Source organism: Kitasatospora sp. NPDC096077, from assembly GCF_040303245.1.
Classification (GTDB): domain Bacteria; phylum Actinomycetota; class Actinomycetes; order Streptomycetales; family Streptomycetaceae; genus Kitasatospora.
In genome coordinates, this window is sequence record NZ_JBEOSV010000022.1 from 93,217 (window position 1) to 118,253 (window position 25,037).

27 protein-coding genes are annotated in these 25,037 nt (G+C 74.7%); 10 read left to right on the forward strand and 17 right to left on the reverse strand.

The annotated features are described in order from the left end of the window. Positions 1-22: 22 nt before the first annotated feature. From dhbC to ABTZ03_RS20540, 3 genes are all read right to left on the reverse strand, one after another. Positions 23-1,240, reverse strand: coding sequence for an isochorismate synthase DhbC (gene dhbC / locus ABTZ03_RS20530; protein ID WP_502894524.1), 1,218 nt, complete (start codon positions 1,238-1,240; stop codon positions 23-25). A 150-nt stretch (positions 1,241-1,390) separates the two neighbouring features. After that, a complete protein-coding gene (locus ABTZ03_RS20535) occupies positions 1,391-2,158 on the reverse strand; it encodes a 2,3-dihydro-2,3-dihydroxybenzoate dehydrogenase (RefSeq protein WP_350514444.1) in 768 nt (255 codons plus the stop codon). Between the two features lie 288 nt (positions 2,159-2,446). Beyond that, complete coding sequence (locus ABTZ03_RS20540; protein WP_350514445.1) at positions 2,447-3,589, reverse strand: CapA family protein; 1,143 nt, start codon at positions 3,587-3,589, stop codon at positions 2,447-2,449. 282 nt (positions 3,590-3,871) lie between these two features. Between ABTZ03_RS20540 and ABTZ03_RS20545 the strand changes: the two genes are divergently transcribed. The 4 genes from ABTZ03_RS20545 to ABTZ03_RS20560 all read left to right on the forward strand — a co-directional run bounded on the left by ABTZ03_RS20545 (position 3,872) and on the right by ABTZ03_RS20560 (position 7,893). Next, complete coding sequence (locus ABTZ03_RS20545) at positions 3,872-4,642, forward strand: universal stress protein (RefSeq protein ID WP_350514446.1); 771 nt, start codon at positions 3,872-3,874, stop codon at positions 4,640-4,642. Positions 4,643-4,805: 163 nt separating this feature from the next. Then, the gene (locus tag ABTZ03_RS20550) at positions 4,806-6,167 is read left to right on the forward strand and encodes a M48 family metalloprotease (protein ID WP_350514447.1); all 1,362 of its coding nucleotides are present in this window, start codon (positions 4,806-4,808) and stop codon (positions 6,165-6,167) included. Between the two features lie 30 nt (positions 6,168-6,197). Further along, positions 6,198-6,620, forward strand: coding sequence for a MarR family winged helix-turn-helix transcriptional regulator (locus tag ABTZ03_RS20555; protein ID WP_350514448.1), 423 nt, complete (start codon positions 6,198-6,200; stop codon positions 6,618-6,620). A 178-nt stretch (positions 6,621-6,798) separates the two neighbouring features. Further along, positions 6,799-7,893: a PP2C family protein-serine/threonine phosphatase gene (locus ABTZ03_RS20560; RefSeq protein ID WP_350514492.1), complete on the forward strand. Its 1,095-nt coding sequence runs from the start codon at positions 6,799-6,801 to the stop codon at positions 7,891-7,893. A gap of 58 nt (positions 7,894-7,951) precedes the next feature. Here the strand turns inward: ABTZ03_RS20560 and ABTZ03_RS20565 are convergent, their stop codons facing one another. Together ABTZ03_RS20565 and ABTZ03_RS20570 are read right to left on the reverse strand one after the other, a co-directional pair. Beyond that, entirely contained in the window at positions 7,952-8,728 is a 777-nt protein-coding gene (locus ABTZ03_RS20565) for a GNAT family N-acetyltransferase (protein ID WP_350514449.1), read from the reverse strand. A gap of 78 nt (positions 8,729-8,806) precedes the next feature. Beyond that, complete coding sequence (locus tag ABTZ03_RS20570) at positions 8,807-9,190, reverse strand: MerR family transcriptional regulator (protein ID WP_350514450.1); 384 nt, start codon at positions 9,188-9,190, stop codon at positions 8,807-8,809. Positions 9,191-9,298: 108 nt separating this feature from the next. On the opposite strand from ABTZ03_RS20570, the gene ABTZ03_RS20575 reads away from it, so the two are divergent. After that, complete coding sequence (locus tag ABTZ03_RS20575) at positions 9,299-10,201, forward strand: imine reductase family protein (RefSeq protein ID WP_502894525.1); 903 nt, start codon at positions 9,299-9,301, stop codon at positions 10,199-10,201. Positions 10,202-10,248: 47 nt separating this feature from the next. Continuing rightward, a complete protein-coding gene (locus ABTZ03_RS20580; protein WP_350514452.1) occupies positions 10,249-10,782 on the forward strand; it encodes a hypothetical protein in 534 nt (177 codons plus the stop codon). Between the two features lie 15 nt (positions 10,783-10,797). Here ABTZ03_RS20580 and ABTZ03_RS20585 read toward each other — a convergent pair whose 3' ends face one another. Then, a complete protein-coding gene (locus ABTZ03_RS20585) occupies positions 10,798-10,992 on the reverse strand; it encodes an SDR family oxidoreductase (RefSeq protein ID WP_350514453.1) in 195 nt (64 codons plus the stop codon). A gap of 20 nt (positions 10,993-11,012) precedes the next feature. Next, complete coding sequence (locus ABTZ03_RS20590; RefSeq protein ID WP_350514454.1) at positions 11,013-11,942, reverse strand: NADP-dependent oxidoreductase; 930 nt, start codon at positions 11,940-11,942, stop codon at positions 11,013-11,015. Positions 11,943-12,131: 189 nt separating this feature from the next. Here ABTZ03_RS20590 and ABTZ03_RS20595 point away from each other — a divergent pair, with 189 nt between their 5' ends. Genes ABTZ03_RS20595 through ABTZ03_RS20605 form a run of 3 tightly spaced genes read left to right on the forward strand, consistent with a single transcriptional unit; the run spans position 12,132 to position 14,805 of the window. Continuing rightward, positions 12,132-13,463, forward strand: a complete 1,332-nt coding sequence (locus tag ABTZ03_RS20595; protein ID WP_350514455.1) for a helix-turn-helix transcriptional regulator — start codon at positions 12,132-12,134, stop codon at positions 13,461-13,463. A 37-nt stretch (positions 13,464-13,500) separates the two neighbouring features. Next, entirely contained in the window at positions 13,501-14,340 is an 840-nt protein-coding gene (locus tag ABTZ03_RS20600; protein ID WP_350514456.1) for an SDR family NAD(P)-dependent oxidoreductase, read from the forward strand. A 9-nt stretch (positions 14,341-14,349) separates the two neighbouring features. After that, positions 14,350-14,805, forward strand: coding sequence for a protein-tyrosine phosphatase family protein (locus tag ABTZ03_RS20605; protein WP_350514457.1), 456 nt, complete (start codon positions 14,350-14,352; stop codon positions 14,803-14,805). Positions 14,806-14,828: 23 nt separating this feature from the next. Here ABTZ03_RS20605 and ABTZ03_RS20610 read toward each other — a convergent pair whose 3' ends face one another. Both ABTZ03_RS20610 and ABTZ03_RS20615 read right to left on the reverse strand, forming a co-directional pair. Next, entirely contained in the window at positions 14,829-16,517 is a 1,689-nt protein-coding gene (locus ABTZ03_RS20610; protein ID WP_350514458.1) for a serine/threonine-protein kinase, read from the reverse strand. A gap of 84 nt (positions 16,518-16,601) precedes the next feature. Continuing rightward, a complete protein-coding gene (locus ABTZ03_RS20615; protein WP_350514459.1) occupies positions 16,602-17,477 on the reverse strand; it encodes an NmrA/HSCARG family protein in 876 nt (291 codons plus the stop codon). A 68-nt stretch (positions 17,478-17,545) separates the two neighbouring features. Here ABTZ03_RS20615 and ABTZ03_RS20620 point away from each other — a divergent pair, with 68 nt between their 5' ends. Then, positions 17,546-18,016, forward strand: a complete 471-nt coding sequence (locus ABTZ03_RS20620; RefSeq protein WP_350514460.1) for a MarR family winged helix-turn-helix transcriptional regulator — start codon at positions 17,546-17,548, stop codon at positions 18,014-18,016. A gap of 46 nt (positions 18,017-18,062) precedes the next feature. Here the strand turns inward: ABTZ03_RS20620 and ABTZ03_RS20625 are convergent, their stop codons facing one another. The 8 genes from ABTZ03_RS20625 to ABTZ03_RS20660 form a co-directional block, all read right to left on the reverse strand. Beyond that, on the reverse strand, positions 18,063-19,013 hold the full coding sequence (locus ABTZ03_RS20625; RefSeq protein WP_350514461.1) for an urease accessory protein UreD: 951 nt from the start codon (positions 19,011-19,013) through the stop codon (positions 18,063-18,065). Continuing rightward, positions 19,010-19,630 (reverse strand): urease accessory protein UreG, encoded by a 621-nt coding sequence (ureG, locus tag ABTZ03_RS20630; protein WP_350514462.1) that lies wholly within the window; start codon positions 19,628-19,630, stop codon positions 19,010-19,012. Before ureG ends, ABTZ03_RS20625 begins: the two co-directional genes overlap by 4 nt. Positions 19,631-19,702: 72 nt before the next feature. Further along, positions 19,703-20,467, reverse strand: a complete 765-nt coding sequence (locus ABTZ03_RS20635; RefSeq protein ID WP_502894528.1) for an urease accessory protein UreF — start codon at positions 20,465-20,467, stop codon at positions 19,703-19,705. Further along, the gene (ureC, locus tag ABTZ03_RS20640; RefSeq protein ID WP_350514463.1) at positions 20,464-22,188 is read right to left on the reverse strand and encodes an urease subunit alpha; all 1,725 of its coding nucleotides are present in this window, start codon (positions 22,186-22,188) and stop codon (positions 20,464-20,466) included. The genes ABTZ03_RS20635 and ureC overlap by 4 nt, the downstream gene beginning before the upstream one ends. Beyond that, complete coding sequence (locus ABTZ03_RS20645) at positions 22,188-22,643, reverse strand: urease subunit beta (protein WP_350514464.1); 456 nt, start codon at positions 22,641-22,643, stop codon at positions 22,188-22,190. Before ABTZ03_RS20645 ends, ureC begins: the two co-directional genes overlap by 1 nt. Then, entirely contained in the window at positions 22,633-23,613 is a 981-nt protein-coding gene (locus ABTZ03_RS20650) for a sirohydrochlorin chelatase (protein WP_350514465.1), read from the reverse strand. The genes ABTZ03_RS20645 and ABTZ03_RS20650 overlap by 11 nt, the downstream gene beginning before the upstream one ends. Before the next feature lie 3 nt (positions 23,614-23,616). After that, complete coding sequence (locus ABTZ03_RS20655; protein WP_188310190.1) at positions 23,617-23,922, reverse strand: urease subunit gamma; 306 nt, start codon at positions 23,920-23,922, stop codon at positions 23,617-23,619. Positions 23,923-24,050: 128 nt separating this feature from the next. After that, entirely contained in the window at positions 24,051-25,034 is a 984-nt protein-coding gene (locus ABTZ03_RS20660) for an urea transporter (protein WP_502894529.1), read from the reverse strand. Between the last annotated feature and the right edge of the window lie 3 nt (positions 25,035-25,037).

The window sequence follows — 25,037 nt, forward strand, 5'->3', positions numbered from 1 at the left end:
GAAGTCACCCCGTCCAGGGAGGTCACCGCGCCACCCCCGCCGCGTCCAGGAAGGTGCGGAACTTGGCGCTGGTCTCGGCCAGTTCGGCCTCCGGTCGGGACTGCTCGACCACCCCGGCGCCCGCGTACACCCGCAGCCTCCGCTCCTCCGCGTCCGCTTCCGCGCAGCGGATGGTCACCACCCACTCGCCGTCGCCCGTGTCGTCACCCCAGCCGACCATGCCGGTGTACAGGCCCCGGTCGAAGGGCTCGACCTCGCCGATCACCCGGCGCGCGACCGCCGTCGGCGTCCCGCAGACCGCCGGGGTCGGGTGCAGCGCGCAGGCCAACTCCAGGGCGGAGACGGTCGGGTCGGCCAGCTCGCCGGTGATGGTGGTGGCCAGGTGCCACATCGCGGCGGTCCGCACCAGGGTGGGCCGCTCCGGCACCTCCAGGGCGCGGCAGTACGGCGCCAGTGCCGCCCGGATGGCGTCCACCACGACGGCGTGCTCGTGCAGGTCCTTCGGCGACTCCAGCAGCGCGGCCGCGCGCCGCACGTCCTCGCCGAGGTCCGCGCTGCGCGGCACCGAGCCGGCCAGCGGGTTGGCCAGCACGGCCGTTCCCCGCCGGGAGAGCAGGAGTTCGGGGCTGGCACCGATCAGGGTGCGGCCGCCGCCGGCGGGCACGGCGAAGGTGTAGCCGCCCGGGTCGCGCCGGGCCAGCCGCTGGAGCACGGCCGGCAGGTCGAGCGGCCGGTCACTGGTCAGCTCCAGCGTGCGGGCCAGCACCACCTTGCTCAACTCCCCGCCGCGCAGCCGCTCGACGGCCGCGGCGACGCCCGCCCCGTACGCCTCGGGGGCCGGGACCGGGCGGACCTGCCACCCGGCCGCCGCGACCGCCGGCGCGGGCAGCGCGATCAGCGGGTCGTCGCGCAGCGCCCCGGCGGCCCGGACCACGGCGGGGACGGCGAGTTCGGCCCGGCTGCCCTGGTCGAAGGCCACCGCCCCGACCACCAGCGGCTGTTGCACCCCGGCCCGCCGCGCCTCGGCCAGCGTCTCGGCGACCCGGACGGGCAGCGGACGGGCGTCCTGCGGCACCCGGGCGTGCACCCCGGCGGTGAGCAGGGTGCGGGTCGGCGAGGCGAAGAACGCCTCGTCGGCGTCGGCCCGGTACTGGCCGAGCAGGCCGCTGGCCGCGCCGATGGCCGTCTGATCGGGACCGCCGTCGGTGGGGGTCGGCGGGGCGTGGTACACCGTGGTCACGGCGTTCTCTCCAGTCTGGGACGGGTCCGAAGGGTCCGAAGGTCTACGGGCATGCGGAACTGGCGGGCATGCGGAACTGCGGAACTGCAGGCATGCGGAAAGCGGGCGCCGGCCAGGTGGGGACGGCCGGCCGGTCCGGGAGCGGGCGCCTCAGGCGCGCAGGGTCGCGCCGCCGTCGACGTACAGGTCGTGCATGGTGATGTGCCGCGCGCGGTCGGAGGCCAGGAAGAGCACCGCCTCCGCGACGTCGTCGGGCGCGGCGATCCGCCCGAGCGGGATGCCGACCCGCCAGGACGCCAAATCGCCGTCGATCACGCGCTGTTCGGCCGCCTCGGCGTCCTCGCCCCACAGTGCGCGCTGCATCTGGGTGTCGGTCGAGCCGGGCGAGACGACGTTGCAGCGCACCCCGGACCGGGCGAGTTCCAGCCCGAGGCAGCGGGTGAACATGGTGGCCGCCGCCTTGGACGCCGCGTAGGCGGCCATCCCGGCCCGCGGCACCCCGGCGGCGTTGGACCCGACGGTGACGATCGCGCCACGGCCGCGGGCGGCCATCCGACGGCCGACCGTCCGGCTGGCGTGGAACACCCCGGTGGCGTTGACCGCGAAGGTCTCCGCCCAGTCGGTGTCGCTGAGTTCGACGACCGGTGCGGCCCGCAGGATGCCCGCGACGTTCACCAGCACGTCGATCGGCCCGAGTTGGTCCTCGATCAACTCGACGGTCCCATCGACGGCTTGCGCATCGGCGACGTCCAGAACGTACGGCCGAACCGCCTCAGGACTCACCGCCGGACCGGCGCTCCGGTCCACCGCCGCGACGACGGCCCCCTCAGCGACCAACGCCCGGGCCACGGCCGCACCGATGCCCTGCCGGGCCCCGGTGACCATCGCGACGACACCGGCGAATTCGGACCGCTCCACAGGACATCCCCTCCGACCAGCATTGTTAGGCAAGCCTAACCTAACACAACTGTTCGCCTACGCCGAGACTCCGCACCACACCGTCAGCCGCCGTACGCGGACACGCCCCCGACTCCGTGCACCACCGTCAACTCACCCCGAACGCACGAAGGCCGCCCGCCCCGACGAAGGGGGCGGGCGGCCTCGGTGCCAGAACCCCGACCCCAGGCGTCGGGGGCGGAGCGGTGGATGAAGTCGACGTGTCGTCAGTTACTGCTGTCCGCAGACCGGTTGAAGGCGACGGAGAGGTCAGTGGGCCGCCGGGGGCGGGGTGAGTCCGGCGCAGCCGCGCAGGCCGTCGCGGCGCTTGAGGGCCGCGTCGGCGGCGGCGCCGGTGACGGGCTGGGGGATGCCCTTGTCGTCGATGAGGGCCGGGGCGAAGGCCTCGCCGGTGACCTTGCCGTCGGCGCTGACGGTGAGGGTGGTGACGCCGGTCTCGTTGGAGAAGGCGTAGTTGGAGGTGCCGTACCAGAGGAAGTTGCCGAAGCCGTACCCGACGTAGGTGCTGCCGAGCATGCCGGAGCCGACCATGGTGTGGGCGTGGGTGCCGACCACGGCGGAGGCGCCGGCGGCGGCCAGCTTCTTGGCGACGGCGGTCTGCGGACCGGTCGGGCAGGCCTTGCCCTCCTCGCCCCAGTGCAGGTAGACGATCACCACCGGGGCCTGCTGCTTGGCCGCCTGCACCGCCGCGACGAGGGCGGGGACGTCCAGCGCCGAGGCGATGCCCGGCTTGTTGGCACCGGCCCGCCACTTCTGGTTGGTGATGTCCTCGACCTGGCTGGCGGCGACCACGGCGACCTTCACCCCGCGCACGGTGGTCACGTACGGGGCGTACGCCTCCTTGGCGTTGCGCCCGACGCCGACCACCGGGATGGGCGAGGAGTCCTTGGCGGCCAGGGTGTCGGTGAGGCCGTCGGCGCCGAAGTCGACGGCGTGGTTGTTGGCCATCGAGACGACGTCGACGCCGGAGTCCTTGAGGACGGACAGCGCCTTGGGCGTGGTGCGGAAGGTGTAGGTCTTCGGCTCCGGCGCACCGCGGCCGGTGATCGCGGTCTCCAGGTTGAGCACGGAGAGGTCGGCCTCCGCTAGGGTGCGGGAGATCGGACCGAGGGCCGGCTCGGGCGGCTGGACGGACAGCCGGGACTGGGTGCGGCCCTCGAAGTGGACGTCCCCGGCGAGGGCGACGGTGATGGTGCCGTCCGGGCGGGGCGCGCCGCCCTTGGTGGGGAGCGGTGCCGGAGCCGTACCGGAGGCCCCGGCGGAGGGCGGGGCGGCGGCCGGGGTGGTCGACGCGGCCGGTGCGGCCTTGGCGGGCGCCGGATCGTCCGGCCCGCAGGCGGCGACGGCGGTCAGCCCGACGAACACGGCGACGGCGGCCGCGGCACGGCGCATGAGTGGTTCCCCCCGGTGTCGATGCAAGAGCGGTCAGCCTATGCCACCGAATCGCCACGGATTGAGCCCCTGTCCACAACATTCCGGACACAGCAGGGCGGCGCGGGACAAGGTCCCAGCAGGGCGGCGCGGCACGAGGTCCCGGCGGGCCCGGCCGTCCCGATCTCCCGCCCGACCTGGCCACCGCGTCCCTGGCGCCCCGGGTCGGGCGGCGCGCAGCGTGGAGGGAGGAGGCCGCGGGCGGGCCGCGCGGGCGTGCCCGGATGCCGCAGGAGGTGCGTGATGGCCAGCAGTCAACCGGTCCCCGGCAGCCGGGAGCACCGGATCGTGGTCGGGATCGACGGATCGGCGCCGTCGAAGGCGGCGCTGCGCTGGGCCGTCGGCCAGGCGGTCCTCACCGGGGCCGCCGTGCACGCGGTGGCGGCCTGGGAGTACCCCTCGCTGTACGGCTGGTTCTCGCCGATGGTGGACGAGAGCTTCGAACAGGCCGCCCACCGCACCCTGACGGCGGAGGTGAACGAGGTCGTCGGCGCCCGGCACCCGGTGGAGATCCGGGAGAGCCTGTTGCCGGGACACGCCGCCGACGTGCTGCTGGAGGCCGCCGAGGAGGCGGATCTGCTGGTGCTCGGCAGCCGTGGCCGGGGCGCCTTCGCCCGGGCGCTGCTCGGCTCGGTGTCCACCCGCTGCGCGGTGCACGGGGTCTGCCCGGTGGTGATCGTCCGGGCGGACGGTGCGGACGGTACCGCCACCACGGGTGGGGAACGGCCACCGACGGCGGAGCCGGAGAGCGGTCCGGCCCCGGGCACCGTCCGCACCAAGGACTGGCGGCTCAGCCTGCACCTGGCCGAGGAGGGGGACACCACCCGGGTGCACGCCGTGCTGGACGCCGACGGCGAGGTGCTGCACAGCGACGCCCTGGCCCGCCGCAACCCCCGCGACGCCCCGGCCGCGGCGGTCGGCGACGAGTTCGCGGTCGGCCGCGCCCTGGTCGACCTGGGTCACCAGCTGCTGCGCGCCGGCGTCCACGGGGCCACCGGACCGGCGGAGGAGTAGCGCGGCAACGGGAGACCGGGCGGGGACGGGGAGCCGCACGGGGCCACCGGGCGGGGACGGGGAGCCGCACAGGGCCGCCGGGCGGACGCGACGGGTGAGCGCCCGCACCGTGCGGTAGGACATGCTGGAACCGCCCCCGACCCCACCGGAGCCAGCCGCAGCGATGAACACCCCCACGGACCCCACGGACCCCACCGAGCCCGCCGAGCCCACCGCTCCCGGCCAACCCGCCCCCGCCGCCCCCGCCGAGCCGGTCTTCTCCCCCGCCGAGCGCGCCCGCGGCCGTGCACTGCGCCGCGCCCAGCTGCCGTGGGCGCTGGGCGGCCGCCTGGCGGGCCTGGCGTTGACCCTGGTGCTCGGCCTGAGCCCGGCCGGTGCCGCACTGGTGACCGCGACCGGCCGTTGGTTCGGCGGCTCCCGGACGGCCGGGGTGCTCGCCGGGGCGGCGGCCCTGGTGCTGCTCGGCCAGGCGCTGCAGCTGCCCTTCGGCGCCGGGGCGCGCACCGTGCGGGCCCGGTACGGGCTGGTGACCCAGGGCTGGGCCGGCTGGGCGGTGGACGCCGTGCGCTCGCTGGCGCTCACCCTGCTGCTCGTCCTCCCGCTGGTGCTCGGCCTGTTCACGTTGACCGCCTGGTCGCCGCAGCACTGGTGGCTCCCGGCGGCGGGGGCCGCGGCGCTGCTGACCGCCGCGCTGTCCTTCCTCCACCCGCTGCTGATCGAGCCGGTGTTCAACCGGTTCACCCCGATGCCCCCGGGCGAGCTGCGGACCGCGCTGCTGGCGCTGGCCGAGCGGGACGGCGTACGGGTCCGGGACGTCCTGGTGGCGGACGCCTCCCGCCGGACCACCGCGCTGAACGCGTACGTCTCCGGGCTGGGTGCGACCCGCCGGATCGTCGCGTACGACACGCTGCTGTCGGCCGCCGAGCCGCGTGAGGTGGAGCTGGTGGTGGCGCACGAGTTGGGGCACGTCAAGCACCGGGACGTGGCGGTCGGGACGGCGCTCGGCGCGGTGGGCGCCGCCGGGGCGGTGGCCGTGCTGGGCCTGCTGGCCAACTGGCACCCGCTGTTGTCGGCCGCCGGGGCGGCGGACGCGGCCGATCCCCGGGCGCTGCCGCTGCTGGCCGCGCTCGCCGCGCTGATCGGTGCCCTGTCGGGGCCGGTGCAGTGCGCGGTGAGCCGTCGGATCGAGGCCAGGGCGGACCGGCACGCACTCGAACTGACCGGTGACGCCGAGCAGTTCGTGGCGATGCAGCGCAGACTGGCGGTGGTGAACGTCTCGGATGTCGACCCGCCCCGGGTGCTTGAGCTACTGTTCGCCACTCACCCGAGTGCGACCCGCCGGATCGCGGCCGCCCGCGCCTGGCAGGCCGAGTGGGCCCGGACGGCGGGCGGGGACGCTGGCAAAAGCAGGGACGCGGGCGCAGGCGGGGGCACGGACGGAGGCGGGGGCACGGACGGACCGGCGGGCGACGACCCGGGCGGGGCGGCGCCGACACGCGCGACTCCGGGCGAATCCGTTGTATAGTGCAACAAATCTCCAGGAGGTAGCAACGCCGTGCCCGGCCGCAAGTCGTCCATCGACACCATCCAGCGCGAGCTGACCGCCTTCGCCCGCCGTGCCCGGCACAAGGCCTCCCAGCTGCACCCCGACCTCTCCCTGGTCACGTACAGCATCCTCGACCTGATCACCGAGCGCGGCGGCTGCCGGGCCGCCGACGTGGCCGCGCACTTCATGCTCGACAAGTCCACCGTCAGCCGCCAGGTCACCGCCCTGGAGAAGCTCGGCCTGCTGCGCCGCGAGGCCGACCCGGACGACCAGCGCGGCCAGATCCTGCGCGCCACCGACGCCGGACTCACCCTGCTGCAGGACGCCAACGAGCAGCGCCGGCTCTCCTTCACCGCCCGCTTCACCGACTGGTCCGACGAGGACATCGCCCGCTTCGCCGCATACCTGGTCCGCTACGGCAAGGACGGCTGACCGGCCCCGGGCGCACCACCCGGACCGGCGGGCAGGCCACCCGCCGGGGCCCGGCCGCCGTCCCGGGGTGCGCCCCACCGCCCGCACGGTGTACAGAGGAGGGGTGCCCCTCCGGCAGCGCCCCGATGAACCCCGTCCGCGCGCCCGCCGCCGCTCCTGGCGGCCGGACCGCCGAGTGATGACGGCGCTGCCGCTCGCACTGATCGTCGTGATCACCGTCGTCGACCTCCTCTCGCCGCCGCAGATCCACCTCGGGCCGCTGCTGATCGTCGCCCCCGCCCTCACCGCCTCGATCGCGGGCCCCCGGGCCACCGCCGGGGTCGCCCTGCTCGCCCTCGGCGCGCTCACCCTCATCGGCGCCGCCCGGGACGGCCTGACCAGCGCCAACATCGAGACCCAGCTGAGCGCCCAGGTGATCGTCTCGGTGCTGATCGTCGGCCTACGGGTGCTGCGCGACCGGCACGAACGCGAACTGGCCCGAGTGCGCTCGGTCTCCGAGGCCGCCCAACGGGTGCTGCTGCGCCCGCTGCCGGAGCGGATCGGGCCGCTGCACCTGGCCTCCGTCTATCTGGCCGCCGAGGCCGAGGCGCAGGTCGGCGGGGACCTGTACGCGGCCGCCCGCACCGCCACCGGCACCCGGCTGCTGGTCGGCGACGTACGCGGCAAGGGGCTGTCCTCGCTCGGCGACGCCGCCCTGCTGCTCGGCGCCTTCCGGGCCGCCGCCCACCTGCACGCCGAGCTGCCGGACCTGGCCGCGTACCTGGACGGCAGCGTCTGCTGGGACCTCGCCCAACTGGCCCAGAGCCGGCAGGCCGAACGCTCCCGGCGCCCGGACCCGCCCGAGGGCGCGCCGGACGAGGGCGGCGAGTCCTTCATCACCGCCGTCCTGCTCGACATCCCCGACGACGGCGCACTGGTCCACCTGATCGACTGCGGGCACCCGCCCCCGCTGCTGCTGCGCCCGGAGGGCCTCACCACCCTCACCACCCCCCAGCCCGCGCCGCCGCTCGGGCTCGGCGAGCTCGCCCCGGTCTCCTACGAGGTGCAGACCTTCGCGTTCCGCCCCGGCGACCGGCTGCTGATCTACACCGACGGCGTGATCGAGGCCCGGGACGCCCAGCGCCGCTTCTACCCGCTCACCGACCGGGTCACCGCCTGGCAGGCCGAACGCCCCGGCGTCCTGCTGCACCGCCTGCGCCGCGACCTGCTCGCCCACGTCGGCCGACGGCTGGACGACGACGCGGCGATGGTGCTGGTCGAGCGGCTGCCGTGAGGGGCGGGGCCGCACCGGAGGCGACGCGGGACGGGAGCCGGAAGGCGGCAGGCCGCCGCTACGGCGTGTACACGTACGGCGTGGTCGTGCTCAGCCGGGCGAAGCCGAGCCGCTCCAGGATGGGACGGCTCTGGTCGCTGGCGTCCACCTGGAGGTACTCGTAGCCGAGCGCGGCGGCCTGGCGGGCGCGGTGGGCGACCAGGGCCCGGTAGATGCCCCGGCCGCGCCAGCCGGGCACCGTGCCGCCACCCCACAGGCCGGCGAAGCCGGTGCCCGGGTTCAGCTCCATCCGGGCGGCGCTCACCGGCTGGTCGCCGGCCATCGCGACGATCATGCTGAGCGTGCCCGAGTCGTGCCGGAGGTGGTCGAGCAGCCGCTCCCGCAGGGTGCCCCCCGGGGTGCCGAAGGCGAGCTCGTGGGCCGTGACCATGAGGTCCACCCCGGCCGGGTCGGTGACCGGCTCCACGCGGACGCCCTCGGGCAGCGCCGCGTCGGTGGGCAGCTCGTCGATCCGGGCGATCATCAGCGCCTCGTCCGGTTCGGCGGTGAAACCGGCCGCGAGCAGCCGTCGGCCGAGGTCGGCGGGGCGGTCGTGGGAGTAGGTCTTCCACTCGAACTCCAGGCCCAGCCCGGCGAAGTGGGCGACCTGCGCGGCGATCGCGGCATCCGCCCCGGCCTCGTCCAGGCCGGACCAGACGACGCCGTTCCAGGCGTGCTCCCCGCCGGTCTGGCGCACCACGGCGCCGTCGCGCTCGACGCGGACCCCGGGGCCGTCCGGCCGCGCGTCGCGCCGGAGCCGCTGGTCGAACAGGGCGAGTACATGATCAGAATCCATCCGCCCACTTCAACACGGGTGCGCGGGCACACGCCACCCGTTTTCGCCCGACGCGCGGCCGCCGCCCGCCCGGCCCGTTCACCGCTGCGGCGTACGGATCACCTCGCTCGGCGCGTCCGCGCCCATGACGGCGTCCAACAGTTTCCGGGAGGCCTCCAGTTGGTCCATCTGCCGGGTGATCCGGGCCCGCTCGCGGGCCAGCACGGTGAGCAGCTCCGGGCAGGTCGGACCGGGACGGCGCTGCCCGGGGAGCGGCAGGCCCGGGAGGATCTCGGCGATCACGGCGCTGTTGAGCCCGGCCGCGAGCAGGGTGCGGATGCCGTGGACGGTGTCCACGTCCCGGTCGCCGTACTCGCGGTAGCCGCTGGGGCGGCGCTCGGGGGTGAGCAGCCCCTGCTCCTCGTAGTAGCGCAGGGCGCGCGGGGTGACCCCGGTCCGCCGGGCCAGTTCTCCGATCCGCATCACGGCACCTCTTCCCTCACCCGTCACCGGCCACCGAGCACCGGCCACCGAGCACCGACGGCCCCGGCCTTGACTCTGCCGTCGGCGTGAAGGTCTAGCGTAACCGCCATGCCGAACGAACGATCTTCCGCACCGTCATCAACTCACTTTCCCGCCACCGCCGTTGCCGTCCTCGGCCTGGGTCCGATGGGCCGCGCGCTGGCCGGGGCGCTGCTCGCCGCCGGGCACCCCGTCACCGTCTGGAACCGCACCCCGGGCCGGGAGGCCGACCTGCCCGCCCGGGGCGCGCGGGTGGCCGCCACCGCGGCCGAGGCGGTGGCGGACGCCCCACTGGTGCTGCTCTGCGTCCGCGACCGGGCCGCCGCCCGGACCGTCCTGGACGACGCCGGGCAGGCGCTGCGCGACCGGACGGTCGTCAACGCCACCTCCATCACCCCGGAGGACGCCCGGGCCGACGCCGCCGAGGCCGGAGCCCGCGGCCACCGCCTCCTCAGCGCGGCGATCCTCACCCCCACCCCGACCATCGGCCGCCCCGAGGGCACCATCCTGCTCAGCGGCGACGCCGGGACCTTCGCCGAGCACCGACCGACCCTGCGGGCGCTGGGCACCGTACGGCACGTCGGCGCCGACCAGGGACGGGCGGCCGCCTTCGACGCGGCCCTGCTGGACCTGTTCTGGACCACCGTGCACGGCCTGGTCCACGCCCTCGCCCTGGCCCGCACCGAGGGCATCAGCGGCGCCGAACTCGCCCCGTACGCCCAGGGGTTGCCGCAGCTGCTGCCCGCGGTGATCGAGGACTTCGCCCGCCGCGCGGACGAACGCCGACACCCGGGCGACCGCAGCAGCGTCGCCTCCGCGGCGGCCGGGCTGACGCACGTCGCCCACACCGCCCGGGCCCGCGGCCTGGACACCACCGTCCTGGACGCCGCCCTCGCGGTCACCCGCCGCGCGGTCGACCACGGCCACGGGGCCGACGGCGTGTCGACCCTGGTCGAGCTGTTCGCGCACTGACGCTGCCCTCCGCACACGGTGAACGGACGGGCTGGGACACTGGCGTCATGCTGTTGACGTGGATCGCCGAACTGGCCGACGAACCGCCGGTGCTGGTGCCGGACGACCGGCCGGTGGAGTGGGAGACCAACACCTGGTGGCTGACCGCCGAGGTCGAGGACCGGCAGTCGCTGACCGTCCAGGAGACGGTGGAGGCCTTCGAGCGGACCGCCGCCCTGCTCCGGGAGCGGGTCCGGGCACTCGGCCACGACGGGCCGGCCACCTTCTACGTCTGGCACGACGAGCAGGCCGGCCAACTGCGCTGCTCGACCGGCTCGGTCGGCCCGGACGACCTCCCCTTCGGCCGGGCCTACACCCCGACCGCGGACCTCGGACCGATCGTCGCGGACTACCTCGCCGACGAGGAGCCCGGCACGACCGGGCTGACAGACCCGGCGGAGGAAACGGCGGACGGAACGGCGGACGGAACGGACGGGACCGGCGTCGGGGACGTCCTCGACGACTCCGGGGCCTGGATCCCGGGTCAGCACCCGCCGTTCCCGGTCTGGGTCCGCGACGTCGCGGCACGCGCGCGGCCATGACCGACCGGGGCCGGGTCACCGGTACATCCGGCAGCGCTCCTGCGCCAGGTACCCGCCGTCCACCGGCAGGACGGCCCCGGTGATGAAGGAGGCCTGGTCGGAGGCGGGAACGCCACTGCCCGTGCCCTGCCCGGTTCGACGGTCGGCCGTCGAACCGGGCAGGGCACGGGCGCGGGCGGAGCCGCACTCGTCAGGCCCCCAGTGCCTCACACCCTCACACCCTCACACCCTCAGACCGTGAGGACGATCTTCCCGCGCAGGTGCCCGTACTCGCTGAGCCGCTGCGCCTCCGCCGCCTCCGCGAGCGGGAGCACCCGGTGCAGCGGCAGCCGCAGGGTGCCCGCCCGGTGCAGGGCCAGCGCGGCGTCCAGGCTCTCCCGGTGGTACATCTGCTCGCCCTCGGCGCCACCGGTGAAGCGGACGCCGTACTGCTCCGCCCCCGGGATGTCGGCGATCGTCAGCACCCGGTCCGCGCTGCCCGTCAGCTCGATCGACAGCGGCAGGACGCCGCCCTGACCGGCCGCGTCCAGCGCCCGGTCCACCCCGCCCGGGGCGGCCGCCCGCACCCGCTCGGCCAGGCCCTCGCCGTACGTCACCGGGATCGCGCCGAGCTCGCGCAGGTAGTCGTGGTTGGCCTCGCTCGCGGTGCCGACCACGGTGATCCCGCGAGCCCGGGCGAACTGCAGCAGCAGCGTGCCGACCCCGCCCGCCGCGCCGTGCACCAGCAGCGTCTCGCCCGCCCGGACGCCCAGGTTCGCGAGGACCCGCTCGGCGGTCTCGGCGACGGTCGGGATCGCCGCGGCCTCCTCCCAGCTCAGCGTGGCGGGCTTGTGCGCCAGCCGGTCCGCGTCCAGCAGCGCGTGCTCGGCGTAGCCGCCGCCCATCAGCGCGCCGAACACCTCGTCGCCGGGGGCGAAGCCGGTCACCTCCGTGCCGACCTCCTCCACCACCCCGGACACCTCGTAGCCGGGCACGGCGGGGAAGGTGACCGGGAAGAAGCCGTCCAGTGCGCCGCTGCGCACCTTGTGGTCCAGCGGGTTGACGCCCACCGCACGCACCGCGACCCGCACCTGGCCGGGCCCGGGGGCGGGCAGCTCGATCTCGACGGGGCGCAGCACGTCCGCGTCGCCGTACTGGGGGAAGGCGATCGCCTTGGTCATGGGAGGTCCTCTTCGTCCTTGGCTGGTCCGGGGGTTGGCCCGGGACCCGGCCGGGAGTCGCCCGGCGCCGTTTCGTTCCGACGGGTTCCATCCTGCTCCGCCCGTCCCGCTCCGGCCGGTCCTTCGGACAGTTCGACCTGGCCGAAGGGAGGGGTGGCCCGCGGCGGCGCCCGCACTAGGCTGAACGGTATGGACGAGACCTGGCAGCAGTACTGGAGCCGACCCGAGGACGCGTTGGCGCGGGCCGTCGAGGTGCTGCGCACCCCCCGGCCCGACCTCATGCCGCGGCTGTCGGAGGTGATCCGCACGCTCGTCCCGCACCTCGCGATCGCCCACCTCAGCGGCGTCTGCACCCACTCCCCCGCACTCGCCTACGGCCCGCCCGAGCTGACCGGCGGCACCAGCGGCCTGGAGCTGTCCCGGCTGGCCGAGCGCGCGGCCGGGACGACCTCGACCGGCCGGCCCTGGCAGGGCGAGGCCGAACTCGCGGGCCGGACCCGGCCGGTGGTGGCGGTCGCGACCGAGCAGGGCGACGGCAAGGGCGCGGTCGTGGTGCTGGTCCGGGCGGACGCCGAGCCGGTGTCGCCCGCCGCACTCGCCGTGCTCCAGCAGCTGTGCGAGCTGGTGATCGCCCACTCCGCCCACCGCTCCACCGACGCCGCGCCCAGCCTGGCGGCGGCCTCCCGGGCCGCCGCCGACGCCCGCGCCCGGGCCACCGCCGAGTTCACCGGCACCCACGGCGCGACGCTCAGCGCGATCCTGGCACCGCTGCGCTCGGCCGACCTGGACGACGCCGCCGCGCGCCGGGCCGCCACCGAGCTGGCCGTCACCGCCCTGCTGGACCTGCGCCGCGCCGCCGACCTCGACCGCACGCTCAGCGAGGAGCCCGCCGACGCCGCGTTCGCCCGGCTCGCCCGGGAACTGCGCCCGCTGCTGCGGCACACCCGGGTCAGGCTGGACCTCGCGCCCCCGGCGGAGGCCGCCCGGTCCGTCCCGGCGGACACCGCGCACACCGCCCGGGACGCCGTCCGGGTCGCCGTGATGCTGATGCTGGAACAGGAGAAGCCGGCCCGGCTACACGTGAGTTGGCAGTTCACGACGGACGGCGCGCTGCGCGCGGTGGTACGCGACGACGGCCTCGGGCTGCTCGCCGCCGACGCCCTGGCCGTGCACCGCACCGCCGAGCGGATCGCCGCGCTGGGCGGCCGCTACGGCGTCGAGTCCGTCCCCGGCTGGGGGACCACCGTGACCGTCGACCTGCCGCTCGGCCTGCCCGCCCCGATCGCCGCCACCGATCCGCTGGACGGACTGCAGCCGCGCGAACTGGAGGTGCTCGACCAGCTGGCCCAGGGCCGCCGCAACCGGGACATCGCCGAGGCGCTGCACATCAGCGAGTCCACGGTGAAGTTCCATGTCGCCAACATCCTGGCCAAGTTGGGCGTCAGCTCGCGCGGCGAGGCGGCGGCGCTGGCTCACCGGGCCGGAATGCCCGGCGCCTCGCGACTGCACGTGGCATCCTGAACCGGTCCCCCGTCCCTCTCCGGCCCCAGGAGTCCCGATGACCCCGCTCACCCCGCCGCGGACCGTCCTCGTCACCGGCTCCACCGACGGCCTCGGCCGGGCCCTCGCCCACCGGCTCGCCGCCGAGGGCGCCACCGTCCTGCTGCACGGCCGCGACCAGGGCAAGCTGGACCGCACGGCCGACTCGATCGCCGGGGCCCACGGCGTCGCCCGCCCCGTCACCCTGCGCGCCGACCTCGCCGACCTCGACCAGGTCCGCGCCCTCGCCGCCGGGGTCCGGGCCACCACCGACCGGCTGGACGCCCTGGTCAACAACGCGGGCGTCGGCGCCGGCGAGCCCGACGGCCGCACCCGCCGCACCAGCGTCGACGGCCACGAACTGCGCTTCGCCGTCAACCACTTGGCCGGCTTCCTGCTCAGCCTCGAACTGCTGCCGCTGCTGCGGGCCGGCGCCCCCGCGCGCATCGTCAACGTCGCCTCCGCCGGACAGGAGGAGGTCGACTTCGACGACCTGATGCTGGAGCGCGACTACAGCGGGACCAGCGCGTACTGCCGCAGCAAGCTCGCCCAGATCGCCTGCGGCCTCGAACTGGCCGCCCGGGTGCCCGCCGCCGAGGTGACCGTCAACAGCCTCCACCCGTCGACGTACATGCCCACCAAGATGGTGCTCCAGGAGATCGGCTACAGCATCGACAGCCTGGAGGACGGCCTCGCCGCCACCCACCGGCTGGTCACCGACGCAGCCCTGGCCGGCGTCACCGGCCGCTACTACGATCGCCTGCGGGAGGCCCGTGCCAACCGCCAGGCCTACGACCTGCGCGCCCGTGCGGAGTTGTGGGAGCGCAGCCTGAAGCTCGTCGGGCACCCGGGCCCCTGAGGAGGCGACATGAGCGACCGTCCCGACCCCGTCACCTGGGACCCTTCGGCCCCCGGCGTGCTGCGGCTGCCCTCCGGGCGGCTGCTGCGCGGCCGCGGCGTCCGCAACCCGCTGCCGCCCGGGCCCCGGCCCGACTTCGGCGTCTACCTGCTCGACCGCGCGCCGAACCCGCTCCCCTGGCCGAGCCGCTGGGTGCGCTGGCCGGACTTCCGCCTGCCCGCCGACCGCGCGGACGCCGCCGACGCCTTCCGCGAGGCCTGGCAGCGCTGCGCGGACGAGCGGGTCGAACTCGCCTGCGCGGGCGGCCGGGGACGCACCGGCACCGCCCTCGCCTGCATCGCGGTGCTGGACGGCGTCCCGGCGGCGGAGGCGGTCGGCTACGTGCGGGAGCACTACAGCCGGCACGCGGTGGAGACGCCGTGGCAGCGCAGGTTCGTGGAGCGGCTGGGCCGGCCCGACCGGTGACGGATGACGGTGACGGATGACCGTCAGCTGCGCGGATAGGTCTTCGTGACGGTGCCGTTGGCGTCCGCCCGCAGGTAGCCGCTGCCGTAGGAGTCGCCGACGTACACCAGCAGGGTCGGCCCGGTGTCGCCCATTCCCGGGGCGTTGCGCACGGCGATGTGGTGGCTGGTCGGGTGGGCGATGCCGAGCTCTGCGTCGGCCCGCTGCAACAGGGCCGGGAGGGCGTCCCAGTTGACCGCCTGGAGGTCCACTGGCTTCTCCTCGAAGGCCACGGTGCCGGAGCGCAGGCCCTGGGTGGTCTTGCCGTCGCGGTAGTCGAAGGAGTCGTAGAGCTTCGGGTTCGCGGCGGTCGCGACGACGACGCCCCCGGAGTCCTGCTGGAGCGTGAACTCCAGGACGGGACGGCCGCCGGCCTTCTGGTTCATGGACTGGATCGCACCGCGGACGCCGGCGGGCGTGAGCAGGCCCGGATAGGGCGCCGGCGCGTCGCTGCCGGGGAGCTTGCCGGCGTCCTTGGCCGCGAAGTACTGGATGCCGTAGACGACGGACATCGTCAGCACCGGCACCAGGAGCAGGTAGCCGGACCGCAGCCTGCCGCGCTTCCGGCCGGGGTGGGGTCTCGCGTCGCTCGGCTCCTGGGCGGGGGGCCTCGGCGGGCCGAAGGTCTGCCCGGTGGTCGCACCGGCGGGGTGTCCGGTGGGGTGTCCGCCCGGGTACCCGGTGGGGTGTCCGGTGGTCGCACCGGTGGGGTATCCGCCCGGGTACCCGCCGGAGTATCCGGTGACCCGCTCGGTGGCCTGCGGCGGTACAGTGCCGGCGGTCGGCTGGAAGCGCACCGTGCCGACCGTGCCGGCCTCCCCCACCACCGAGGCCGCGTACTCGGCCTCGGCGAGCTGCCGGTCGAGCAGCCAGGCGTCGGGCCGGGCGGCCGTGTCGCGCACCAGCAGGGCGGCGAGCACCGGGCCCAGCGGCCCGGACCGCACCGGCGGCGGGACCGGCTCGTCCAGCACGGCGGCGAGGGTGGCCAGGCTGGTGCCGCGCCGCAGCGGGTGGTAGCCCTCGACCGCGACGAAGAGCATCATCCCCAGCGACCACAGGTCCGAGGCCGGGTTGCCCTCCTCGCCGCGGACGCGTTCGGGGGCGATGTACTCGGGCGAGCCGATCAGCGCGCCGGTGGTGGTCAGGCTGGGCGACTCCGCCAGCGCGGCGATGCCGAAGTCGGTGAGGACCGGGCTGCCGTCCGGGCGCAGCAGGACGTTGCCGGGCTTCACGTCGCGGTGCTGGATGCCGGCCGCGTGCGCGGCGCTCAGCGCGGAGAGCACGCCGCGGCCGAGTCGGGCCGCCTCCAGCGGCGACATCGGGCCGCGGGCGAGGCGGTCGTGCAGGGAGCCGCCGGTGACCAGCTCCATCACCAGCCAGGGGTGCGGGTACTCGGGCCGGTCGACGATGTGGTGGATCGTCGCCACGTGCGGGTGGTTGAGCCGCGCCAGCGAACGGGCCTCGCGCAGCACGCGTTCGCGCAGCACCGCCGCCGCCCCCGGGTCCCCGGCGAGGTAGGCCGGATCCGGCGCGCGCACCTCCTTCAGCGCCACCTCGCGTTGCAGGACGGTGTCGCGTGCCCGCCACACCAGACCCATGCCTCCGCCGCCCAGACGCTCCACCAGTTCGAAGCGCCCGTCGATGAGTTGGAGCCCCGGCCCCCCAGAATCCATGACGGTCATCGTAGGGGGGAGGTCCGTCATCCGTGACACCGCCCGCCACCCCGGAGCCCGGGCTCCCGCCCCGCGGCGTGCGGCTCACAACTCCCAGGGCTGGTCGGCGGCCCAGGCCTCCGCGGTGCGCCAGTCGACGGTCGGGTGGGCGGCGTGCAGGGCCTCGGTGTCGATGGCGAGGCCGACCTGCTGGAAGTAGCGGAACATCGCGGCGAGGTCGGCCGAGTAGGTCTCGACGACGGAGAGCGGCACCTGCTCGCAGCGGATCGGTCGGCCGGAGGCGGCGGTGATGGCGGCGGCGATCTGGTGGCCGGTGCGCCACTGGGAGGCGATGTCGATGCGGCGGCCGGTGTAGCCGTCCGGGTGGGCGAGGACGTGGGCGGCGAAGGCGCCGATGGTGTCGGCGGCGATCACCGGGATGGGGGTGTCGGCGGGCATCGGGAGGAGGAAGACGCCCTCGCGCAGGGCCTGGAGGGTCCAGTCGTTGGCGTAGTTGTCCAGGAAGACGGCCGGGCCGAGGACGGTCCAGGGCAGGTCGAGGGTGGCGAGGTGCTCTTCGATGCGCTGCTTGGAGTCGAAGTGCGGGATGCCGGTGGAGCGGTCGGCGTTGCTGGCGGAGGTGAGGACCACGTGCCGGACGGAGTCGGTGGCGGCCGCCGCGTCGAGCAGGGCGGTGCCCTGGCGGATCTCGGTGTCGAGGTCCGTCCCGAACGGGGTGGACATCGCGAAGAGGGCGCCGGTGCCGTCGAGGGCGGCGGTGAGCGAGGCCGGGTCGTCGAAGTCGGCGTACGCCAACTCGGCTCCGAGGGCGGCGAGTTCGCGGGCGGCCGGGGAGCCGACGGCGCGGGTGAGGGCACGGACCGGACGGCCGGCCCGGAGCAGGGCGCGGGCGGTGGCGCCGCCCTGGGCGCCGGTGGCGCCGGTCACGGCGACGGGGAGTCGAGCATTTATCTGCGTCATGCAGTCAATGTAAGGAGACATCTCTGCGCGACGCAACTTTTTATCGGGCCGCCGGTTACCCTGGCCCCATGACGCCCTCCCGCGACGAACTGATGGCCCGGCTCTGGCCGGTCTCACGCCGCTACCTGGCCTCCTACGTGCTGTTCAACCAGGCCGTCGCCGACCACCTCGGCATGCACCCGACCGACGTCCAGTGCCTCAACCTGCTCACCCTGGAGGACGGCCCGGTCACCACCGGCCGGATCGCCGAACTGACCGGGCTCACCAGCGGCTCGGCCACCCGACTGGTCGACCGGCTGGAGAAGGCCGGCCTGGTGGTCCGGCGACGGGACGAGACGGACCGGCGCCGGGTGCTGGTCGCCGTGCTCCCCGAGGCACTGGAGCGCTTCGGGGAGGTGTGGCGCGCCCTCAGCGTCGACTGGGTGGCGATGTACGCCGAGGACAGCGAGGACCAACTCGACTTCCTGCTCCGGCACATGAGCCGCACGGTCGAGCTCAGCCACCGGCAGATCGCCCGGCTGGCCGAGAAGGACCTCTAGGCCGAGAGAGAGCTCCGGGCCGAGAAGGGCTTCCCGCCGCGCGGCACTAGGTCTTCCGCAGCTCCGGCGCCGGGACCCCGATCAGCAGCCGCCGCACCGCGTCCCAGGCCGCCCGCAGCGCGGCGGCGCAGGCCCGGGTGTCGGAGTCGAGCAGCCGCAGCCAGGCGCCGCTGTCCTGCGGCAGCACGCTGACCCCGTACAGCAGCCCGCGCTCCGCCAGCGCCTCGTGCAGGACGTCGGCGATCCGCGCCGCCGGGGCGAGCGGGCTGAGCACGTACAGGCTGGACATCACGTCGTGCCCGCCGAGCACCGCCGGGCCCGTCGTGCCGCCGCCCGAGGGCTCCAGCCGCACCGTGTCCAGGGCCACCAACTCGCCGTCCGGGCGCCGGACTTCGAGGTCCGAGGCGAACACCCGGTAGGCGTTGCGCTCGCCCCGGGCGAGGCGCCCGGCCAGCACCGTCTCGCCGGCCAGCACCGTCGCCCCGGGGTCCACGGTCAGCACGGTGCGCTGGTAGAACCGGGCGTCGACGAAGGGGATCACCGGCTCGGGCAGGTACTCCACATAGGCGCCCGGCCCGGCCTCCAGGTTGACCAGCTGCGTCGCGTAGTCGTACTCCATCCGGTAGACCTTGGTGGCCGCCTGGGTGGTGAGGTGGACGGCCGTGTCGGCGCCGCAGCGGACGTCGGTGCGCAGCCGGTCGGCCTGGAGGATGCCGCCGCCGGTGGACATCAGCAGGGTGACGGCGAGGTCGGGGCGGGCCGGGTCGAAGTACAGCGGGCGCATGATCTGCAGCGGCGACTTCTGGTAGTGGCCGGTGAGTTCGGTGCGCCCGCCGATCCGCTCGAAGGCCAGCTCCAGCAGCCCGACCTTGCCGGGGCGCCCGACCGCGAGGGTGTCGGGCGTCCCGGCGTACCGGCGGACCTCGGACGGGACCCGGGCGGGCTCGTAGTGCCGGGGGTCCAGCCGGGGGACGGAACCCGGGGCGAGGGTCGTCACGCCGGGACCTTCCGGAAGGTCTCCAGGAAGGTCGCGATCTCCTCCAGCCCCTCCCCCGTCAGGCAGTTGGTGAGCACCACCGGACCGCCCTCGCGCACCCGGCGGGCGTCGGACTCCATGACGCCGAGGTCCACGCGGACGTACTGGGCGATGTCGATCTTGTTGATGACCAGCAGCTCCGACTCGGTGATGCCCGGGCCGCGCTTGCGGGGCATCTTCTCGCCCTCGGCGGTGTCCAGCACGAACAGGAAGAGGTCGACCAGCACCGGGCTGAAGGTGAGGGTCAGGTTGTCGCCGCCGGACTCGAACAGCAGGGTGTCGACGTCGGGGAAGCGCTCCAGCATCTCCGCCCCGGCGGCGAGGTTCATGGTCGGGTCGTCCCGCACCGCCGTGTGCGGACAGGCGCCGGTCTCGACGCCGACCACCCGCTCGGGGTCGAGCACCCCGGCCAGGGTGCGGCGGACGTGCTGGGCGTCCTCCTGGGTGTAGATGTCGTTGGTGATGACCGCCGGGCGGTGGCCGCGCGCGATCAGCACCGGCACCAGCGCCTCGATCAGCGCCGTCTTGCCGGAACCGACCGGGCCGCCGATGCCCACCCGGAGCACGTTCTCGGTCATGCGGATCTCCTTGCAGAAGCAGAAGCGGAAGCGGAAGCAGTAGCAGCGGAAGCAGAAATGGAATGAGTGGGTTCAGCTCGCGAACAGCCGGGCCTCGGCCCGCTCGTGCCGGCCGGACATCGCGTCCGCGATCGGCACGCAGCCGCCCAGGTCCGCCGACTCCCGTACCAGCGCGGCCGCCACCACCTCCCGGATGACCGGGGCGGCCGCCCGCAGGACCACCTGCGCCCTGCGGTGGTCGGTCAGCCGCAGCCGCAGCGCGGCGCCGACGAAGCTGGTGCAGAAGGCGAACAGGTCGCTGGCGACGGCCTGTTCGACCGGTACGGCGGCCGAGGCGTAGGCGACCCCGGCGGCCACCGCCTGGCAGCCGGGGGCACGCTTCTCGGCGACCAGGGCGGCGTACCGCTCCAGCGGCTCGCCGCCCACCGACTCCCGGGCGATGTCCAGGAGTTGGCGTCCGGTACGGGTGGCGGCGATCCGCAGCTCACGGTTGAGCTTGGTGGCGTGCAGCCGTTGGTCGGTCTCGACCAGCAGCTCCCAGTCACCGGCCGCGGCGGCCCGGTGGGCCAGCGCGAGCGCCGTGGCGTCGGCCGGTCCCACGCTGTGCCGCAGCAGGTCGACGAGCAGCGCGGGCATGGTGTCGGCGGTGACGGCCTTCGCCTGGGCGTAGCCCTCCAGACCGTGCGAGAGGGTGTAGAAGCCGCTGGGGAAGGCCGAGTCGGTCAGCTGGAGGCTGACCAGCAGGGCGTCCAGGCCCGCGCCGCCACCGTCCTCAGGACCGGGACCAGGCCCGGGACCGGGACCAGGCCCGGGACCAGGCTCGGCGACGCCGCTCACGCGAGGTAGAACAGGTGGTTGAGCGGCAGTTCGCGGGCCGGCTCGATGGTGGCGGGCTCGCCGTCCAGGGTGACCTTGTACGTCTCCGGGTCGACCGCGATCCTCGGCAGGGCGTCGTTGCGCACCATGTGCTGCTTCCCCACCGAGCGGCAGTGCCGCACCGGCAGCACCCGGCTGTCCAGGCCGAGTTCCTTCGGCACCCCGAGGTCGACGGCGGCCTGGGACATGAAGGTGATCCGGGTGGCCTGCTTGGCCCGCCCGAGCGCGCCGTACATCGGCCGGTAGTACACCGGCTGCGGGGTGGGCAGCGAGGCGTTCGGGTCGCCCATCAGCGCCCAGTTGATGAGGCCGCCCTTGATGACCAACTTGGGCTTGGCACCGAAGGAGTTGATCGGCCACAGCACGATGTCGGCCAGCTTGCCGGGCTCCAGCGAGCCGATGTGCTCGGCGGTGCCGGAGGCGATCGCCGGGTTGATGGTGAGCTTGGCGAGGTAGCGCAGCACCCGGAAGTTGTCGTTGCGCTCGCTGTCGCCGGCCAGCTTGCCGCGCTCCGCCTTGCAGTGGTGGGCGGTCTGGAAGGCGCGGGTGAAGGACTCCCCGATCCGGCCCATGGCCTGCGAGTCGGAGGAGAAGATCGAGATGACGCCCTCGTCGTGCAGCACGGTCTCGGCGGCGATGGTCTCGGCGCGCACCCGGGAGTCGGCGAAGGAGACGTCCTCGGGGATGTCGTGGCTGAGGTGGTGGCAGACCATCACCATGTCGAGCAGCTCGTCCACCGAGTTGACGGTGTAGGGCAGGGTCGGGTTGGTGGAGGACGGCAGCACATTGGGCTCGCCGGCGATCCGCATGATGTCGGGGGCGTGGCCGCCGCCCGCGCCCTCGGTGTGGAAGGTGTGGATGGTGCGGCCGTCGATCGCGGACAGGGTGTCCTCGAAGAAGCCGGACTCGTTCAGGGTGTCGGTGTGGATGGCCACCTGCACGTCGTACTCGTCGGCGACGCTCAGCGCGCTGTCGATCGCCGCCGGGGTGCTGCCCCAGTCCTCGTGCACCTTGAGGCCGCACACGCCGGCCTCGACCTGCTCGCGCAGTGCGCCCGGCAGCGAGCCGTTGCCCTTGCCGAGCAGGCCCACGTTGACCGGGAGGTCCTCGACCGCCTGGTACATCCGGCCGATGTTCCACGGCCCGGGGGTGCAGGTGGTGCCGTTGGTGCCGTCGGACGGGCCGGTGCCGCCGCCGATCAGCGTGGTGATGCCGTTGCTCAGCGCCTCCTGGGCCTGCTGCGGGGCGATGAAGTGGATGTGGGTGTCGATGCCGCCGGCGGTGGCGATCAGGTGCTCGCCGGAGATCACCTCGGTGCCGGGGCCGATCACCAGCTTGGGGTGCACCCCGCTCTGGGTGTGCGGGTTGCCGGCCTTGCCGACGGCGGTGATGAAGCCGTCCTTGACGCCGATGTCGCCCTTGACCACGCCGAGCACCGGGTCCAGCACGACGACGTTGGTGATGACCAGGTCGAGCGCGCCCTGGACGGAGGTCGCCGCCGGGTCCTGGGCCATGCCGTCGCGGATGCCCTTGCCGCCGCCGTAGACGGCCTCGTCGCCGTAGTGGCCCTGGTTGTGGTCCTTCTCGACCTCGACCACCAGGTTGGTGTCGGCGAGGTGGAAGCGGTCGCCGACGGTGGGGCCGAACAGGTCGGTGTACTGCTTGCGGGACAGCATGGCCATCAGCGGTCGCCCTCCTCGTGGGTCTCCGGGTGGATGTGGGTGTGGAAGTCCCTGCCGTGCAGGTCGTCGTCCTTGTTCTCCAGGTGGGTGCCCTTGAAGCCGCGGGCGATCGCCCGGTCGATGGCGCGGACGCGGGTGTCCCGGGCGGTGACGCCGCCGTCCACCAGGTTGCTGAAGCCGACCAGGCGGCGGTGCCCGCCGAACTCGGCGAGGGTGACGTCCTTGGTGTCGCCGGGCTCGAAGCGGACGGCGGTGCCGGCCGGGATGTCGAGGTGCTTGCCGAAGGCGGCGTTGCGGTCGAAGTCGAGGGCGCGGTTGGCCTCGAAGAAGTGGTAGTGGGAACCGACCTGGATCGCGCGGTCGCCCGTGTTGCTGACCGTGATGGTGGCCTTGGTACGGCCGGCGTTGATCTCCACGGGGTCGTCGCCGTACAGGTATGCGGCGCTACCGGACATGGCTGGCCTTCCTCTCTGCCGGTTCGGTGGGGGTGTGTGCGTGGGAGTGGCTGGGCGTGTGGCCGTGGGGGTGGCCGTGGGTGTGGCTGTGGGGCTGGTCGCCCGGGCCGTGGCTGTGGGGCTGGTCGCCCGGCCCGTGGGCGTGGGGGGCGCCGTGGGTGTGGCCGTGGGACTGGTCGCCCGGCCCGTGGCTGTGGGCGTAGCCGTGGCCGTGCTCGGCGTCGAGGCCGGCCAGGATGCCGTCCTCGCCGTGGCCGAGCAGGTGCAGGGCCGCCGCCGTGCGGGCCGCGACCACCCCGGCGATCGCGGACGGGCGCAGCAGCGGGCCGCCGGCCCGTACGTGCGCGGTCGGACCGCGGTCGGCGGGGCCGTCGAGCAGCGCGGCCGGCAGCGCCGGGCCGAAGGAGGCCGGGACGGCGGTGACCCGCTCCGCGCCGAGCAGGCGGCAGCGTTCGACGCCCTCGGCCGGATCCGGGTCGCCGCCGGTGAAGGCGACCTCGACCCGGTGGTGCCGCCCGTACTGGCGGACCAGGCGGGCGATCCGGAACAGTTCGGCGTCCTCGAAGGGGCCGGCCGCCGGGGCGGTGACCAGGACGGCGTCCCCGTCGCCGGCCGTCGCCGCGGCGGCGCGCAACCAGCCGATCAGGTGCTCGGCGGCGCCGAAGGGCGCGGTGAGCGCGAGCCGTCCGCGGCCCTCGCCGGCGGCGAGCCAGCGCAGGGCGCGGGCGGTGTCGGCGACCAGTCTCGGGTCCCGTCCGTGTGTCATCGGGACGACGCACACCGGTGCGTCGCCGGCCGCGAGCGCGGAGCGGACGGCTTCGGCCAGCGGACGGCCGGGGGCGGCCGTGGCGTGCACGGTGAACCCGTGACCGCTGCGCCCGACCGGGTCCACCAGGTCGGCCAGGTGCCGGCCGCCGTCGCTCTCGTGCCCACCGGCCAGGACGACCAGGGCAGGCTGACGTGCAGTCATCGGTCAGGCACCGACCGGGTCGTGGCAGGAGACCAGCTTGGTGCCGTCCAGGAACGCGGCCTCGACCTGGAGCAGCGGCAGCATCTCGCGCACGCCGGGCATCACCTCGGCGTTGCTGACCACCTGCTTGCCGATCTCCATGCACTCGGCGACGGTGCGGCCGTCCCGGGCGCCCTCCATGATGGCCTCGCTGATCAGTGCGCAGGCCTCGCTGTAGTTGAGCTTGACGCCGCGGTCGCGGCGTTTGCGGGCCAGATCGGCCACGACGTAGATGTAGAGCTTGTCCATCTCACGCGGGGAGAGATTCACGGGAACCACTCCTCCTTTCCGAGAATCCGACGGAATTACAAGTCAGATGAAAAACAAGGGAGTTGGACGACCGGGGTACCGGGACGCGAGCGCCGGAACGGGAATACCAGATTAGGGCGCCCGCGGGATCAGGCCCGACGCAATCGGGGGACCGCCGGTACCGCCGCCAGGAACAGCAGGGTGGTCAGCACGAACGGCCAGGTGAAGGCGTGGCCGCCGAACGGCGCGGTGAGCGCGCCGAGCGCCGGGGTCAGCACGGTGGCCGCGGCCGCGCCGAGCACGGCGTAGGCCGCGCTCCAGCCGTCGGCGACGACGAACACCCCGCACAGCGCGAGCGCCACCAGCACCCCGCTGTACCCGAGCAGCCCCTGTCCGACCGCCTCGGCCGGCGCACCGAACGCCCAGGCGGTGAGCAGTCCCACGGCACTGCCGCCGCAGGCCACCGCCCCGGCGAGCCGACTGGCCGCGAACAGGCCCGCCAGGAACAGCAGACCGACGTACCACTGCGGCATGAAGAAGATCTGGCCGATGTTGGCGAAGAACCCGTGCCAGAGCTGTTCCCAGCTCAGCGCGGTTCCCCCGGCCGCCGGTACGGGCAGCGCGGCCGGTCCGGCACCCGTGGGCCACAACCGCCGGAAGCCGGGCGCGGCGACCGTGACGGCGGTCGCGACCAGGCAGAACGGCGCGGTCAGCGCGGGCAGTCCGCGCCCCGCCAGCAGCGTCCCGACCCCGGCGGCGACCACCACCGCGACGGCGGCGCCGAGCACCGCGACCACCACCGTGGCGGGATGCCCCGGACCGAGGAACACCGCACAGGCGAGCGCCACCAGGCACCCGTTGTACCCGGCCAGCCCGGCCTCCACGGTGTCCCGCCGCAGCCCGAGGCCGTGGGCGACGGCAGTGGAGACGGCGCTGCCGAGCAGGCCGTAGAGGCCGTACTGCCAGCCGGCGGCGAACAGTGCGGCGACGAAGAAGAGCCCGCACACGGCGGACGGCATGAAATCGACCTGGGCGATCCCGCGCAGGACTTCGACGACTAACTTGACGGATATCGGACGGACGACACCGGGAACCTCTTCCGAGGCTCCTTCCCCACCCTTTAGCTGACCCATGCG